This window comes from Streptomyces cyanogenus, from assembly GCF_017526105.1.
In the GTDB taxonomy this organism is placed as follows: domain Bacteria; phylum Actinomycetota; class Actinomycetes; order Streptomycetales; family Streptomycetaceae; genus Streptomyces; species Streptomyces cyanogenus.
The window spans coordinates 4,844,978-4,861,450 of sequence record NZ_CP071839.1 but is presented as its reverse complement, the minus strand read 5'-3'; the positions used below and the strand labels follow the sequence as shown (position 1 = coordinate 4,861,450).

General features: G+C 72.1%; 9 protein-coding genes. 1 reads left to right on the top strand and 8 read right to left on the bottom strand.

Translation table 11 applies throughout. From position 1 onward, the window contains the following. Positions 1-359: 359 nt before the first annotated feature. The 8 genes from tmk to bldG form a co-directional block, all read right to left on the bottom strand. Positions 360-3,677, bottom strand: coding sequence for a dTMP kinase (gene tmk, locus S1361_RS21825; protein ID WP_208033490.1), 3,318 nt, complete (start codon positions 3,675-3,677; stop codon positions 360-362). Between the two features lie 435 nt (positions 3,678-4,112). Further along, on the bottom strand, positions 4,113-6,944 hold the full coding sequence (gene topA, locus S1361_RS21820) for a type I DNA topoisomerase (RefSeq protein ID WP_208033489.1): 2,832 nt from the start codon (positions 6,942-6,944) through the stop codon (positions 4,113-4,115). Positions 6,945-7,201: 257 nt separating this feature from the next. After that, a complete protein-coding gene (locus S1361_RS21815; protein ID WP_208033488.1) occupies positions 7,202-7,399 on the bottom strand; it encodes a hypothetical protein in 198 nt (65 codons plus the stop codon). 338 nt (positions 7,400-7,737) lie between these two features. After that, entirely contained in the window at positions 7,738-9,258 is a 1,521-nt protein-coding gene (locus S1361_RS21810) for a N5-glutamine methyltransferase family protein (protein WP_208033487.1), read from the bottom strand. Between the two features lie 57 nt (positions 9,259-9,315). Next, positions 9,316-9,927 carry a small secreted protein gene (locus S1361_RS21805; RefSeq protein WP_243769255.1) on the bottom strand — a complete coding sequence of 204 codons (612 nt, stop codon included), beginning with the start codon at positions 9,925-9,927 and terminating at the stop codon, positions 9,316-9,318. Positions 9,928-10,140: 213 nt separating this feature from the next. Next, positions 10,141-12,546: a sodium-translocating pyrophosphatase gene (locus tag S1361_RS21800; protein WP_208033485.1), complete on the bottom strand. Its 2,406-nt coding sequence runs from the start codon at positions 12,544-12,546 to the stop codon at positions 10,141-10,143. A 297-nt stretch (positions 12,547-12,843) separates the two neighbouring features. Then, positions 12,844-13,278, bottom strand: a complete 435-nt coding sequence (locus tag S1361_RS21795) for an ATP-binding protein (RefSeq protein WP_208033484.1) — start codon at positions 13,276-13,278, stop codon at positions 12,844-12,846. A gap of 210 nt (positions 13,279-13,488) precedes the next feature. Next, positions 13,489-13,830, bottom strand: a complete 342-nt coding sequence (bldG, locus tag S1361_RS21790) for an anti-sigma factor antagonist BldG (protein ID WP_208033483.1) — start codon at positions 13,828-13,830, stop codon at positions 13,489-13,491. Between the two features lie 82 nt (positions 13,831-13,912). On the opposite strand from bldG, the gene S1361_RS21785 reads away from it, so the two are divergent. Further along, complete coding sequence (locus S1361_RS21785; protein WP_208033482.1) at positions 13,913-16,435, top strand: DEAD/DEAH box helicase; 2,523 nt, start codon at positions 13,913-13,915, stop codon at positions 16,433-16,435. The last annotated feature ends 38 nt before the right edge of the window (positions 16,436-16,473 follow it).

The window sequence follows — 16,473 nt, the reverse complement described above, 5'->3', positions numbered from 1 at the left end:
GTGGAAGTGGTGGGGCTGGTGGTGGACATACGTCTGCCCGGTGGCGCAGGGACGTCTGTCTGGCTGGGGAGGACGTCCGGCCCGTGCGGGACTGTGCCTGGCACGGCGCCCCCTGTTCCAGGCGCCTGCCACCGGACGGCACCGACGGGCCCGGCCGGTCGCGGGGGCGCTGCGGGCCGCAGCGTGGGTGTCCGGGACCGTCGCCGGGGGCCGGGGCTGGTCGGCGCCCGGCCCCGGCCAGGGGCTGGTCGGCGCCCGGCCGGCGGCGGGAGGCTACGGCTGGCGCCCGCGCCGAGTGGCACCGTCCCGCCGATGTCCCGGACGCTCGCCGCCGCCCGCGTCCGAAGGACTCGTGCCGGTCAGCTACGGCGGCCGCGGCCCTTGCGGTCCTGCTCGTCGCCGGCGCCCTGGTCGCCGTACTCCCCCTCGTCGTAGGAACCCAGCAGCTCGTCGGCCAGCGTCGGCAGGTCGTCCAGCGGGGTCTCCTCCGCCCAGTCGGAGCGCGGTCGGCCGCGGGGCGTGCCGTCGGCGTCGATCTGGGGCATCTCGCGCGTGCGCGGCTCCGAGCCGTCGGGGCTCACGGCCGACCGCTCGTCCCGGAAGAAACCGGGCGGCACCCGGTCCGCCGGGGCGTCGCTCCGTACGGGCGGCAGCACCGCGGTCTCGTCCGCCGCGCCCGGAGCCACCGACGGCAGCTCGGCCGTCTGGTCGGCGGACACCGGCGGCAGCACGGCCGTCTCGTCCGCCGCGCCCGACGGCACCCGCGGGAGCACCGTGGTCTCGTCGGCCGGTCCGGTGGCCGCCGGCGGCTGCGGCAGTTCGGTGGTCACCTCGGAGTCGGGTCGGGCACCCCGGGCGTCACCGGCGGCGCGCTCCTCGCGCACCGGACGCAGCACCGTCGTCTCGTCGTCCGTGCGCCGCGTGTCCGTCGCACGCGCGGCCGCTTCCGGCGACACCACCGGCGTGGGGACCGTCGCCGCGTCCGGGACCACGGTGGGTGCCTTGGGCAGGGGCGCGCTGGGCTTGCGGGCCGCCGCGTCGGCGGCCGCCGCGGCCTCGGCGGCCTGCCTGCGGGCCTCCTCGGCACGCAGCAGCGCCTCCTCGGCCTTGCGCTGCGCCTCCAGGCGCCGGGCCTCCTCCTCGGCACGCAGCCGAGCCTGCCGGGCCTCTTCTTCGGCGCGCAGCCGGGCCTCCTCCTCGGCCTGCTTGCGACGCCGCTCCTCCTCGGCCCTGCGGCGGGCCTCCTCCTCGGCGCGTGCCTTCTCCTCGGCGAGCAGCCGCTGCCGCTCCTCCTCCGCGCGGCGGCGCGCCTCCTCGGCCCGCTGCCGGGCCTCCTCCGCCTGCCGTTCGGCCTCGCGCCGCTGCGCCTCCTCCAGCTCGCGGCGCTTGCGCTCCTCCTCCTCGGCGCGCAAGCGGGCGAGCTGCTCCTGGCGCTCGCGCTCCAGGCGCTCCTCCTCGGCCTTGCGGGCGGCCTCTTCCTCGGCCTTGCGGCGGGCTTCCTCCTCGGCCTTTCTGCGGGCTTCCTCCTGGGCCTTGATCTCGGCCTCGGACAGCGGCAGCACGGCGTCCAGGCGGTGCCGGATCACGGTGGTGACGGCCTCGGGCTCCTGTCCGGCGTCCACGACCAGGTAGCGGCCGGGGTCGGAGGCGGCCAGCGTCAGGAAACCGGCCCGCACGCGCGCGTGGAACTCCGCCGGCTCCGACTCCAGCCGGTCCGGCGCCTCGGTGAACCGCTCGCGGGCAGCCTCCGGGGAGACGTCCAGCAGGACGGTGAGGTGCGGGACGAGCCCGTTGGTGGCCCAGCGGTTGATGCGGGCGATCTCGGTCGGGGACAGGTCGCGGCCGGCGCCCTGGTAGGCGACGGACGAGTCGATGTAGCGGTCCGAGATGACCACCGCGCCGCGCTCCAGGGCGGGCCGTACGACCGTGTCGACGTGCTCGGCGCGGTCGGCGGCGTACAGCAGTGCCTCCGCGCGGTGGGACAGGCCCGCCGACGACACGTCCAGCAGGATCGAGCGCAGCCGCTTGCCCACCGGGGTGGCGCCGGGCTCCCGGGTGAGCACGACCTCGTGGCCCTTGGCGCGGATCCACTCGGCGAGGGCCTCGGCCTGGGTGGACTTGCCGGCGCCGTCGCCGCCCTCCAGGGCGATGAAGAAGCCGTTCCCCGCCGGTGCCGTGACCGGGTCGTCGCCGCCGAGCAGGGCGTCCTTGAGGTCCTGGCGCAGCGGCACGCCGGACCGGTCGTCGACCTTGGCGAGCACCAGCGCGGCCACCGGCAGCAGCAGCGCACCGACCAGCATCAGCGTGAAGGCGGCACCGCCGTGCGCGAAGACGAACTTGCCGTTCTCCAGCCGGTGCGGCCCGATCAGCGCTGCGACCAGCGGCGCGATCAAGGCACCGAGCGCTATGAAGACGCGGACCACGGCGTGCAGGTGCTCGGTGATGCGCGCCCGGCGGTGGTCCTCGGTCTCCTGGTCGAGCAGGGTGTGCCCGGTGTGGGCCGCCACGCCCGCGGCGACGCCTGCCAGCGTGACGATCAGCAGGACGGTGGTGACGTCCGGGACCAGCCCGGCGGCCAGCAGCGCGATGCCGGTGACGGCGATCGCCAGGGCCAGCAGGCGGCGGCGGGAGAGCGACGGCAGCAGCGCGGGGGCGGTACGGACACCGAGGGCGACACCGCCGGTCAGGCCCAGCACCAGCAGGCCGTAGAGCACCGGGCCGCCGCCGAGGTCCTTGGCGTGCAGCACGCACACCGCGACGGCCGCCGCGATCGCGCCGGCGACGCCGGCACAGGCCGGGACGAGCAGCGGGATGGCGCCCGTACGGCCCTTGTCGACGCCGGTGCCGGTGCGCGGGCGGCGCAGGCCCTCCAGCGGGGACCGCGCGCGCGGGGTGCGCGTGTCGGGCAGCTGCAGGTAGGTCAGCACGGAGAGCGAGGCGGCGAACAGGCCTGCCGCCACATACGACCCGAGGGCCGCGTGGTGCTGGTCGAACCAGGCCACGCCGGTGCCGAGCAGGTTGTTCAGCAGGGCGGCGACGACCAGGGCGGCGGCGGCCAGAGGGATCGCCAGGAAGGTCGTACGCAGCGACAGGCGGCGCAGCGCGTCCATGTGGTCCGGCAGCGGCCGTACCGTCGCGCCCTCGGGGGGTGGGCCCGGCAGCAGGGCGGGGGCGGCGCTCTCCCGGCACACGGTCCACAGCCGCTCGGCTACGCCGGTGACGAAGGCGGTGACGAGCAGGACCGCGAGCGCGTTGTCCGGGGTCCAGTCGATCCACAGCGGGGCGACGATCAGCAGGGCGGCGCGCAGGCCGTCGGCGCCGACCATGGTCCAGCGGCGGTCGAGCGGGCCCTCCTGGGCGGTGAGCGAGGTCAGCGGGCCGAGGAGGACGGCGCCGAAGAGGAGCGCGGCGAGGATGCGGGCCGCGAAGACCGTCGCCACTGCGAACGCCGCGCCTCGGTAGCCACCGCCGAAGGCTCCCTCCGCTATGGCCGCCTGGAGGACGACCAGGACGAAGAGGGAGAGGGCGTCGCCGACTCCGCTCACCAGCTGCGCGCTCCACAGGCGCCTCAACTGCGGTCGGCGCAGCAGGGAACGGACGGCGCGTTCGCGGGAGTCCGCGACCAGGGCGTCGTCCGGTGCTGTGGTGTGGGCCGTTGGCTGCTCGGCTCGCGTCATGCGTTCAGCCTATCCGCAGCCACTGACACCACACCTCGCGTGTCCGCACGAGTGCGCCCCGGCACCGGGACGGCTCCGGGACGTCCGCTTCGCGAACCCGACCGGAAAGCGGCCGACGGCCCGAAGCCGCCGCCCCGACGAGAAACCCGACAGCCCATCGGACCGGCCACCACACCGGTGAGGCGTTCGCCGGCCCACCGAGAAAAGCGCCGAACAGGCGGGCAGGCCACCAGACAGGCGACGCGTTCGCCGGCCCAGCGAGAACTCCGCCGGCCTGGAGCCGACCCGGCGGACAGACCACCGTCCCGGCCGACGAGCCCCGAGCGAGCGGGCCGGCCACCACCCCGGCGAGGCAGTCACCGGCCCAGCGGACCCGGCCACCCCGCCACGAGGCGTTCGCCGGTCCGGCGAGGGAGCCGTCGGACCGGCGCGGGGTCAGTCCTCCGTGCCCGAAGCCGTCGCCTTGGAAGCCGTCGCCTTCTTCACGGCGGTCTTCTTGGCGGTCGTCTTCTTCGCGGCAGCCGTCGTCTTCTTGGCAGCCGTCTTCTTCGCGGCGGTCTTCTTCGCCGGCGCGGTCTTCTTGGCCGCCGCCTTCTTCGCGGTCTTCTTGGCGGGAGCCTTCGCCCGCTTCTCCGCGAGCAGCTCGAAGCCACGCTCCGGAGTGATCGTTTCGACGCTGTCGCCGGAGCGGAGGGTCGCGTTCGTCTCGCCGTCGGTGACGTACGGGCCGAAGCGGCCGTCCTTGACCACGACCGGCTTGCCGGAGACCGGGTCATCGCCCAGCTCCTTCAGCGGCGGCTTGGCGGCGGCCCGGCCACGCTGCTTCGGCTGGGCGTAGATCGCCTGCGCCTCCTCCAGCGTGATCGTGAAGATCTGGTCCTCGGACTGCAGCGAGCGCGAGTCCGTGCCCTTCTTCAGGTAGGGGCCGTAGCGGCCGTTCTGCGCGGTGATCTCCTGACCGTCGGCGTCGGTGCCGACGACGCGCGGCAGCGACATCAGCTTCAGCGCGTCCTCGAGCGTCACCGTGTCGAGTGACATGGACTTGAAGAGCGAGGCCGTCCGCGGCTTGACCGCGTTCTTGCCCGTCTTCGGGGTGCCCTCGGGGAGGATCTCCGTGACGTACGGGCCGTAGCGGCCGTCCTTGGCGACGATCGTGTGGCCGGTGGCCGGGTCGGTGCCCAGCTCGAAGTCGCCGCTGGGCTTGGCCAGCAGTTCCTCGGCCAGCTCGACGGTCAGCTCGTCCGGCGCCAGATCGGCCGGGATGTCGGCGCGCTGGTGCTGCTCGGTGTCCTTCTCGCCGCGCTCGATGTACGGGCCGTAGCGGCCGACGCGGAGCACGATGTCGTTGCCCACCGGGAACGACGACACCTCGCGCGCGTCGATCGCGCCCAGGTCGGTCACCAGCTCCTTGAGGCCGCCGAGGTGGTCCCCGTCGCCGTTGCCGGCTTCGGCCGCGCCGCCCGTGGCGGTGCCCTCGCCGAAGTAGAAGCGCTTCAGCCACGGCACTGCCTTGGCCTCACCGGCCGCGATGCGGTCGAGGTCGTCCTCCATCCTGGCCGTGAAGTCGTAGTCCACGAGCCGCCCGAAGTGCTTCTCGAGCAGGTTCACCACGGCGAAGGACAGGAAGGACGGGACGAGTGCCGTGCCCTTCTTGAAGACGTAGCCGCGGTCGAGGATGGTGCCGATGATCGACGCGTACGTCGACGGGCGGCCGATCTCGCGCTCTTCCAGCTCCTTGACCAGGCTGGCCTCGGTGTAGCGGGCCGGGGGCTTGGTGGCGTGGCCGTCGACCGTGATCTCCTCGGCGGACAGCGCGTCCCCCTCGGAGACCTGCGGCAGCCGGCGCTCGCGGTCGTCCAGCTCGGCGTTCGGGTCGTCGGCACCCTCGACGTAGGCCTTCAGGAAGCCGTGGAAGGTGATCGTCTTGCCGGAGGCGCTGAACTCGACGTCGCGGCCGTCGGCGGCCGTACCGCCGATCTTCACCGTGACGCTGTTGCCGGTCGCGTCCTTCATCTGGGAGGCGACGGTCCGCTTCCAGATCAGCTCGTACAGCTTGAACTGGTCGCCGGTCAGGCCGGTCTCCGCGGGCGTGCGGAAACGATCACCCGAGGGACGGATCGCCTCGTGGGCCTCCTGCGCGTTCTTGACCTTGGCGGCGTAGACGCGCGGGGTGGCCGGGAGGTACTCGGCGCCGTACAGCTGCGTGACCTGGGCGCGGGCCGCGGTCACCGCGGTGTCGCTCAGGGTCGTGGAGTCCGTACGCATGTACGTGATGTAGCCGTTCTCGTACAGCTTCTGGGCGATCTGCATGGTCGCCTTCGCGCCGAAGCCGAGCTTGCGGCTGGCCTCCTGCTGCAGCGTCGTCGTACGGAACGGGGCGTACGGCGAGCGGCGGTACGGCTTGGACTCGACGGACCGCACGGAGAAGCGGGTGTTCTCCAGGGCGGCGGCGAGGGCGCGGGCGGTCGCCTCGTCGAGGTGGAGGGTGTTCGCGCTCTTGAGTTGTCCCACCGAGTCGAAGTCGCGGCCCTGCGCGACCCGCCTGCCGTCGACGGTCTGGAGCCGGGCGACCAGCGACGACGGGTCCGACGAATCTCCCGCGCGGCCGGTCGCGAAGGTGCCCGTCAGGTCCCAGTACTCGGCAGAACGAAACGCGATGCGCTCGCGTTCCCGCTCGACGACGAGTCGCGTGGCGACCGACTGGACACGGCCGGCCGACAGCCGGGGCATGACCTTCTTCCACAGGACCGGCGAGACCTCGTAGCCGTAGAGGCGGTCGAGGATGCGGCGGGTCTCCTGGGCGTCGACCAGCTTCTGGTTGAGCTGGCGCGGGTTGGCGACGGCCTCGCGGATGGCGTCCTTGGTGATCTCGTGGAACACCATGCGCTTGACCGGGATCTTCGGCTTCAGGACCTCCTGGAGGTGCCAGGCGATCGCCTCGCCCTCCCGGTCCTCATCGGTGGCGAGGAAGAGCTCGTCGGAGTCCTTCAGCAGGTCCTTGAGCTTCTTGACCTGCGCCTTCTTGTCCGCGTTGATGACATAGATCGGCTGGAAGTCATGGTCGACGTCCACACCGAGGCGACGCACCTCGCCGGTGTACTTCTCCGGCACCTCCGCGGCGCCGTTGGGAAGGTCGCGGATGTGCCCGACGCTCGCCTCGACGATGTAGCCGGGGCCGAGGTAGCCCTTGATCGTCTTCGCCTTGGCAGGCGACTCGACGATGACGAGTCGGCGACCGCCCTGTGCGGTCTCGCTGGTCGGGGACAACTTCGCTCTTCTCTCCGGTCGACGCTGGGGCCTCCCCAGGCCTTGCTCCCGGGGTCGCGGCGTACTGCTGGCTCGTGTGACGCTGCGGAGTGTGACGCTACATCCCGCCCCCGTGTCAAACGGGAAAAGCCCACAACGGCCACTCGAACGGTAACCCGACTACCGCCATTCCTGCCGCCCGGACTGCCCGGTCACCCCCGCTTCCCTGTCCGGAGCGTGATGCTCCCCTTACCCGGTGAACACGGCGCGCGCCCGCCTCAGAGCCGGGTCAGGCAGTACACGGCGAGGGCCAGCGCGGCCGTGCCGGCCACGCTCGCGACGGTGGCCGATGCGACGCGGTTCACACCGGCGGCCACCGGCTCCCGGCGCCGCAGACGAGTGCCGGTCCAGGCCAGCAGACCGGCCCCGAACAGGGCGAACACCACTCCCGCGAAGATCGCTGGACCGCTCTCCATCGTCCGCCCGCCCCCTGTCCGCCGTAGGCTCCGCCCAGCGCGGCGAGGGTGGCACGCGCAGGCGACCGGCAGGCGACATCGGGGTGAACGGAAGACCCCCATCAATTCGAACACAGGTCCGAGCAGAGATGTGCGGGATCCCGCACCCATATTTTTCCGGCCGTTTTCCGGAGGCGGGTCCGGTTCGACCGCGGTGGGCATGATCCAGGGACGCATGCCCCCGGCATACGACGATGCTCACGTCCCGATCAGAAGATGATCGGACCGGCTCTACGACGGCAGGGGCACCCGGGGCTACGGCAGCTGCGCGGCCCCGCCCACGGCACCCCCGCCCGCCTTCAGCGCACCGGCTCCAGGAAGCCCTGCTCCACCAGCAGCCGGATCTGCGCGGGCGTGCGGTCGCGGAGCAGCACCGGGTCCTCGCCGACGAGCTGCGCGATGGCGTCCAGGATCCGGCCCGCGCTCAGCGTGCCGTCGCACACCCCCGCGAACCCGGCACCGACCGTGTCCACCTTCGTCGCCCGGCGCATCCCACGGTGCTGGCGCAGCACCACGTGCTCCGGGTCCTCGGCGCCGGGCAGCCCGACCTGCTCCTGGACCACCTCGGCGACGAGCTTGAAGTGGCTGTCCAGCAGCGCCGCGTCGTCGTGCGACCGGAGGTAGTCGAGCCGGTCGAAGTGCGCCCGGATCGTCTCCCCGAGCGGCTGTTCGACCGGGTGCGGCCACTCCTCCACGGTGACGACGGGTTCGGCGGACCCGGTCCTGCGCAGGGTGATCCAGCCGAAGCCGACCGCCCTCACCTTGCGTGCCTCGAACTCGTCGAGCCAGGCGTCGTACCGCGCCTGGTACTCCGCCGGGTCCCCACGGTGGTCACCGGCGTCCCTCAGCCACAGCTCGGCGTACTGCGTGACGTCCTGTACCTCGCGCTGCACGATCCAGGCATCGCACCCGCGCGGCACCCACGACCTGAGTCTGTCCTGCCAGTCCTCCCCTGCCACGTGCTGCCAGTTCGCGAGGAACTGCGCGAACCCGCCCTCGTTCAGCCGTTCCCCCGCCTCCTGAACGAGCGAGCGGCACAGATCGTCCCCGCCCATGCCACCGTCCCGGTACGTCAGCCGGGCACGCGGGGAGATCACGAAGGGCGGGTTGGAGACGATCAGGTCGAACGTCTCGTCGCGGCGGACCGGCTCGAACAGCGACCCCTCGCGCAGGTCGGCGGCGGGCGCGCCGGACAGCGCCAGGGTGAGCGCCGTGATGTGCAGCGCGCGCGGGTTGAGGTCGGTCGCCGTCACGCGCGTGGCGTGCTGCGCGGCGTGCAGGGCCTGGATGCCGGAGCCGGTGCCGAGGTCCAGGGCGGAGGTGACGGGCGTGCGGACGGTGATGCCGGCGAGGGTCGTGGAGGCGCCGCCGACGCCCAGGACGACCCGCTCGTCGCGCCGGCCGATGCCGCCGGCCCCGCCGACCGCGCAGCCGAGGTCGGAGACGATGAACCAGTCCTCGCCGCCGGGACCGCCGTAGGGCCGTACGTCCACCGTCGCGGCCACCTCGTCGCCGCCCACGCGCGTGAGCCAGCCGGTCTCCAGCGCCTCCTCCACCGGCAGAACGGCCGCCACGCGCGCGCGGGGCACCGGCTGCTGGAGCAGGAACAGCCGTACGAGCGTCTCCAGCGGCGTGTCGCCACGGGTCGCCCGGAGCGCGGGCACGGTCTCGCTGCGGGCCAGCGCCGCGTACGCGGCGGGGCCGAGCAGGTCGAGCAGCCCGTCAGCGGTGAAGGAGGCGGCCAGCAGCGCCTCCCTCAGACGCGCGGCGCTGTCGGGCCGGTCGGGAGCGGGCAGGGGAGCGAGTCCGGAGTCAGTCACGCCCCCATTGTGGCCCGCGACGGCTGCCCGGGGCCGACTACGCGCGGCGCCCCGACGTCAGCCCGCGGTGGCCGGCGCCGTCGGGGATCCGGAGGAGGAAGCGGCGACCTTGCAGCTGGGCTGCTTGGCCATCGCCTTCTTGACGTCCTCCTGTTCGAGCCGCTTCAGCGCCTGGGTGCCGCTGTCGCTCTGCTTGCCGATCTCCTTCGACTGGCTGGCGACGTCCTTGAGGCCTCGGGCGAACTTGCCCTGGTCCTTGGTGTCGAGCCCGTCGACCTTCTTCTTCAGCTCGGCGTACGACGAGGAGAGGCCGGCGAGGTTCTTGGCGGCGTCCCGCTGCAGCTTGGCGCCGCCGTCGACGCCGGGGGGCGCTCCGGCGGTGTCGAGGGCGTCGGCGAGCGCCTTGTAACCGTCGGCCATGTCCTGGAAGGCCTCCGCGTACGTCTTCTGGGCGCTCTTGGGCGGGAGGTTGCTGTCCGTGGCGATGGCCGCTATCGCGGCGTTGGCCGACCTGATCTTGGCGTTCGGCGCGGGCACCGCGTCGCACACCGTCTTGGCCCAGGACACCAGCTTGGGATCGGGCCCCTTCTCACCGCTGTCGCTGCACCCCGACACCGCCACTACCAGTACCGCACCGCCGGACAGCGCGGCCGCGAGCTTCTTGTTCACCGGATTGGTCCCTTCCATGGCTCTCGGCCCCCGGAATCTACACGGCGAACCCACCCCCTCCCCCTGCCGGAGGACTCGTAAGTCAGCTTTTGTGACCTTTCGCACCTCGGGAGAGAAGGCTCACGACGGGGACGATCACACACGGAAAGCGGGCGGCCGGCGCGTCACCACGCGCCGGCCGCCCGCCCCGTGACCAGGACTTGGCGACCGCTCCTACGAAACCACCGCGGCGTCCGGCGAGTTGGCGACCCGCTGGGCGCCGTCGTCGTCACCGACGGAGATACCGCGCCGCTTCGAGACGTACACGGCCACGACGATCACCAGCAGCGCGAGGACCGCGATCCCGATCCGCACGCCGAGGTTCTTGTCGTCGCCGTAGGAGAACTTGATCACCGCCGGCGCGATGAGGAGCGAGACCAGGTTCATGACCTTCAGCAGCGGGTTGATCGCGGGGCCGGCGGTGTCCTTGAAGGGATCCCCGACCGTGTCCCCGATCACCGTGGCCGCGTGTGCCTCGCTGCCCTTGCCGCCGTGGTGGCCGTCCTCCACCAGCTTCTTGGCGTTGTCCCAGGCACCGCCGGAGTTGGCGAGGAACACCGCCATCAGCGTGCCCGCGCCGATCGCGCCGGCGAGGTAGGAGCCGAGCGCGCCGACGCCGAGCGTGAACCCGATGAAGATCGGCGCCATGACGGCGAGCAGACCCGGCGTGGCCAGCTCCCGCAGGGCGTCCTTGGTACAGATGTCGACGACGCGCCCGTACTCGGGTTTCTCGGTGTAGTCCATGATCCCCGGGTGCTCGCGGAACTGCCGCCGCACCTCGAAGACCACCGAACCCGCCGAGCGCGACACCGCGTTGATGGCCAGTCCGGAGAAGAGGAAGACGACCGCGGCGCCGGCGATCAGGCCGACGAGGTTGTTGGGCTGCGAGATGTCCAGCGACAGGCTGAGCGGCGAGCCCGGCCCGGTCAGCTTCGCGCCGACGTCCTGCACGTTGGTGGTGATCGCGTCGCGGTACGACCCGAACAGCGCCGACGCGGCGAGGACGGCGGTGGCGATGGCGATGCCCTTGGTGATGGCCTTGGTGGTGTTGCCGACCGCGTCCAGGTTGGTGAGCACCTGGGCGCCCGCACCCTCGACGTCGCCGGACATCTCGGCGATGCCCTGGGCGTTGTCGGAGACCGGCCCGAAGGTGTCCATGGCGACGATCACGCCGACCGTGGTGAGCAGGCCGGTGCCGGCCAGCGCCACCGCGAACAGCGCCAGCATGATCGACGTGCCGCCGAGCAGGAACGCGCCGTACACGCCGAGCCCGATGAGCAGCGCGGTGTAGACGGCCGACTCCAGGCCCACCGAGATGCCGGAGAGCACGACGGTGGCGGGTCCGGTGAGGGAGGTCTTGCCGATGTCCCGCACCGGGCGGCGGTTGGTCTCGGTGAAGTAGCCGGTCAGCTGCTGGATGACGGCGGCGAGCAGGATACCGATGGCCACCGCGACCAGCGCGAGGATGCGCGGATCGCCGTCCTTGCCCTTGATCGCCGCGTCGGTGACGCCGTTGAGGTCGGCGTACTTCGACGGCAGGTAGACGAAGACCGCGATCGCCACCAGCGCGAGGGAGATCACCGCGGAGACGAAGAAGCCGCGGTTGATCGCGGTCATGCCGCTGCGGTCGGCGCGGCGCGGGGCGACCGCGAAGATGCCGATCATCGCGGTGAGCACGCCGATCGCGGGCACCAGCAGCGGGAAGGCCAGCCCGGAGTCGCCGAAGGCGGCCTTGCCGAGGATCAACGCGGCCACCAGGGTCACGGCGTACGACTCGAAGAGGTCCGCCGCCATGCCCGCGCAGTCGCCGACGTTGTCGCCCACGTTGTCGGCGATGGTCGCGGCATTGCGCGGATCGTCCTCCGGAATGCCCTGTTCGACCTTGCCGACCAGGTCGGCGCCGACGTCGGCGGCCTTGGTGAAGATGCCGCCGCCCACCCGCATGAACATCGCGATCAGGGCGGCGCCGAGGCCGAAGCCCTCCAGCACCTTCGGAGCGTCGGCGGCGTACACCAGCACCACACAGGAGGCGCCCAGCAGGCCGAGCCCCACTGTGAACATGCCGACGACGCCGCCCGTGCGAAATGCGATCTTCATCGCGGTGTGCGAGACGGTGGTGAGATCCTTTTCGGGTTCGCCTTCCGCCGGGGTTGCTTCCCGGGCCGCCGCGGCGACCCGCACATTGCTGCGCACGGCGAGCCACATGCCGATATAGCCGGTGGCCGCCGAGAACGCCGCTCCGATCAGGAAGAACACCGAGCGACCGGCCCGCTGATTCCAGTCGTCCGCGGGCAGCAGCATGAGCAGGAAGAAGACGACGACGGCGAAAACGCCGAGCGTGCGCAACTGCCGGGCGAGATACGCCTTGGCACCTTCCTGGACCGCCTCGGCGATCCGTTTCATGCTGTCGGTGCCCTCGCCGGCCGCCAGCACTTGGCGGACCAGGATCCCCGCGACCACCAGCGCGGCCACGGCGACCGCCGCGATGACGGCCACGATGATCCGGTTGTCGTCGGTCAGGACCGCGGCTGCGAGGGAAGAGGGGTGACCCAACTGACGTGGGGTAGAAAGCCCCGCCATTCGTCCTCCTTGACGCTTGGGCTGAGCTCAAGATGTGGACGGATTGTAGGTACCACCGGGTGATCTAAACAGGGGACGGTAAACGGAATTGGCCTGCATGCTGCTACAGCGAACCCGAAAGAAGTAATGCCCCTGAGCCATTGACGACCAGTTGGACACTTGATCAAATTATCGGGATTTTTGATCGTGAATTCCTTCACGAATTCCGGGGGACCCGAAAAACCAGACAGGGGCCCTGCTCAGCAGGGCCCCTGGGGGATTGCTCGGTGGTACGGCCGGCGCGGTCGGCCGGCCCGGTCAGGCGAGCGCGACGGCCGGCGGTGTGGTCGGCCAGGTCATGCGGATCAGACCGCCGTTCTGTCCGGTGCTGACCTCCACGTCGTCGACGAGGCCGCTGATGACCGCGAGGCCCATCTCGTCCTCCTCGACCTCCGCGTCGCCGTCCTGGCCGGCGCCCGGCGTGTCACCGCCCGGAGCGGCATGCGGAGCCTCGTCGCCGACCTCGATGGAGAACTGTTTCTCCTCTTCGATCAGCGCCACCTTCACGGGTGCCGTGACTCCGCTGTTCCGGTGCAGTCCGACGGCGCGGGAGCAGGCCTCGCCCACGGCGAGCCGCACCTCGTCCAGGGCGGCCTCGTCCACTCCGGCCCTGCGCGCCACCGCTGCCGCCACCAGCCGGGCGGTCCGGACGTGCTCGGGCAGCGCGCTGAATCGGAGTTCGACGGTGGCCATGCATCCCCCTCACGACTACGGGCGTGCGGTCGGGGGCGGGGCGCCGGGCGCCCGCGCCCCTGGTGTACTTCTGTACCCGGCCCGCCGCCTGCGCATCCTCTGCGTCGGTCCGGGACGCGACCGGCCGGGACCGGCCGACGTCCGGGCCCCTGGGAGCCAGACGCCGGCAAGCGGTCCGGATCGGTCGGTGACCGATCAGTCGATGACCGATCAGTCGGTGGCCGCCACCGCTTCCTCGACCGAGGTGTGGATCAGGAACACCTTGGTGAGGCCGGTGATCCGGAAGATCTTGAGAATGCGCTCCTGGTTGCAGACCAGGCGCAGCGAGCCCTCATGGGCGCGAACCCGCTTCAGGCCGCCGACCAGCACGCCGAGCCCGGTGGAGTCGAGGAAGTCCACGCCCTCCATGTCGACGACGAGGTGGAAATTCCCGTCGTTCACCAGCTCGACCAGCTGCTCGCGCAGCTTGGGCGCGGTATATACGTCGATTTCGCCACCGACCTCGACGACCGTACGATCGCCGACGGTACGGGTCGACAGGGACAGGTCCACGGATCCTCCAGCACCTTGCTATCGAGCGGTTCGCCCCTCGGGCACCTCGCCTTGCGGCCCCCGGGACGCTACGCCAGCCGCGATGGCATTCAATCACTTACCGGCAGGCGTGCACGACGCCTTGACTCCATTGTCCGTCACGCCAGTGACACACTCGGTGCCGATGGCCAAGAATCACCGATCCGATCGATCCCAGTCCCAGGCGGCCTCCCGCCCGTCTCCGGGCACGGTCCTGGACCGGCTCGCCTCCGGGCCGAGCCGGGCTGCGCGCATCACTCATACGGAGCACTTGCCCCCGCGCGCGGGCCGCCATGCCGTCTGGCCTGAGCGGATTCGGTCCGAGGTGATCGCGGCCGTCCAGGCGTGCGGCATCGAGCACCCGTGGGCGCACCAGGCGCTGGCCGCGGAGCACGCCCTGGACGGCGACTCGGTGGTCGTCGCCACCGGCACCGCCTCCGGCAAGTCCCTCGCCTACCTCGTGCCCGTACTGTCCACCCTTCTGGGCGGCGCCGAGGCTCCGAACGGCCGCGGCGCCACGGCCCTCTACCTGTCCCCCACCAAGGCGCTAGCGGCGGACCAGTGCCGGTCGGTGAAGGAACTTTCACAACCTCTCGGCACATCGGTGCGCCCGGCCGTCTACGACGGCGACACACCGTTCGAGGAACGGGAGTGGATCCGCCAGTACGCCAACTACGTCCTGACCAACCCGGACATGCTGCACCGTGGGATACTCCCCTCCCACCCGCGCTGGTCCTCCTTCCTGAAGGCGCTCAGGTACGTCGTCATCGACGAGTGCCACACCTACCGGGGCGTCTTCGGCTCGCACGTCGCCCAGGTGCTGCGCCGGCTGCGCCGCCTGTGCGCCCGCTACGGCTCCTTCCCCGTGTTCCTGCTGGCCTCGGCGACCGCCGCCGAGCCCGCCGTCGCCGCCCGGCGGCTGACCGGCCTGCCCGTCGTGGAGGTCGCCGACGACGCCTCCCCGCGCGGGGAACTGGTCTTCGCCCTCTGGGAGCCCCCGCTGACCGAACTGCAGGGCGAACGTGGTGCACCCGTACGGCGTACCGCCACCGCCGAGACGGCCGATCTGCTGACCGACCTGACCGTGCAGGGGGTGCGCTCGGTCGCCTTCGTACGCTCCCGGCGCGGCGCCGAGCTGATCTCGGTAATCGCCCAGGAGCGGCTCGCCGAGGTCGACCGCTCCCTGGTCCGGCGTGTCGCGGCCTACCGCGGCGGCTACCTCCCCGAGGAGCGCCGCGCCCTGGAACGTGCCCTGCACTCCGGCGAGCTCCTCGGCCTCGCCGCCACGACGGCCCTGGAGCTGGGCGTGGACGTCTCGGGCCTGGACGCGGTGGTGATCGCCGGTTACCCGGGTACACGAGCCTCCCTGTGGCAGCAGGCGGGCCGCGCGGGCCGCTCCGGCCAGGGCGCCCTCGCGGTCCTCGTCGCCCGCGACGACCCGCTGGACACCTTCCTGGTCCACCACCCCGAGGCCCTGTTCGACCGACCGGTGGAATCGACGGTCCTGGACCCCGACAACCCCTACGTCGTCGCCCCGCACCTGTGCGCCGCCGCCGCGGAGCTGCCGCTGACCGAGGAGGACCTGGACCTCTTCGGGCCCGCCTGCGCGGACGTGCTGCCGCAGCTGGAGGCCGCGAAGCTGCTCCGCCGCCGGACCAAGGCCTGGCACTGGACCCGGCGGGAGCGGGCCGCCGACCTCACCGACATCCGCGGCGCCGGCGGCCGGCCTGTGCAGGTCGTCGAGTCCGGCACGGGCCGCCTGCTGGGCACGGTCGACGCGGGCGCCGCGCACTCCACGGTCCACGAGGGTGCCGTCCACCTGCACCAGGGCCGCACCTACCTGGTGCGTTCCCTGGACCTTGAGGACTCCGTCGCCCTGGTCGAGCAGGCCGACCCGCCGTACTCCACGGTCGCCCGCGACACCACGTCCATCTCCATCCTGGAGACGGACACCGAGATCCCGTGGGGCGCCGGCCGCCTCTGCTTCGGCTCGGTGGAGGTCACCAACCAGGTGGTCTCCTACCTCCGCAGACGCCTGATCACCGGCGAAGTGCTGGGTGAGACGAAACTCGACCTCCCTCCTCGTACGCTGCGCACGCGCGCGGTGTGGTGGACGGTCACCGAGGACCAGCTGGACGAGGCCCGGATCACCCCGGAGATCCTCGGCGGCTCCCTGCACGCCGCCGAGCACGCCTCCATCGGCATGCTGCCCCTCTTCGCGACCTGCGACCGCTGGGACATCGGCGGCGTCTCCGTCCCGCTGCATCCCGACACGCTGCTGCCCACGGTGTTCGTCTACGACGGCCACCCCGGCGGCGCGGGCTTCGCCGAGCGCGCCTTCCACACCGCCCGCGCCTGGCTCACCGCCACCCGAGAGGCCATCGCCTCCTGCGAGTGCGAGGCCGGCTGCCCCTCCTGCATCCAGTCCCCCAAGTGCGGCAACGGCAACGACCCCCTGCACAAGAGGGGCGCGGTACGCCTGCTCACGGCGTTGCTGCGGGACGCGCCGGAGGAGAAGCCGACGGGGGACAGGGAGGGGGTCAGGGGCTGGGAGCAGACGGCCGGGGGCCGGCCTGAGCGAGCCTGACCGCCGGCCGCTGACCGGTCACGGCCGGGGCTGACTGG

Excerpts from the sequence above, each read along its gene's own strand:
- S1361_RS21785 (WP_208033482.1), top strand. The coding sequence starts at position 13,913 with ATGGCATTCAATCACTTACCGGCAGGCGTGCACGACGCCTTGACTCCA.
- S1361_RS21800 (WP_208033485.1), bottom strand. The coding sequence starts at position 12,546 with ATGGCGGGGCTTTCTACCCCACGTCAGTTGGGTCACCCCTCTTCCCTC.
- S1361_RS21795 (WP_208033484.1), bottom strand. The coding sequence starts at position 13,278 with ATGGCCACCGTCGAACTCCGATTCAGCGCGCTGCCCGAGCACGTCCGG.
- tmk (WP_208033490.1), bottom strand. The coding sequence starts at position 3,677 with ATGACGCGAGCCGAGCAGCCAACGGCCCACACCACAGCACCGGACGAC.
- S1361_RS21815 (WP_208033488.1), bottom strand. The coding sequence starts at position 7,399 with ATGGAGAGCGGTCCAGCGATCTTCGCGGGAGTGGTGTTCGCCCTGTTC.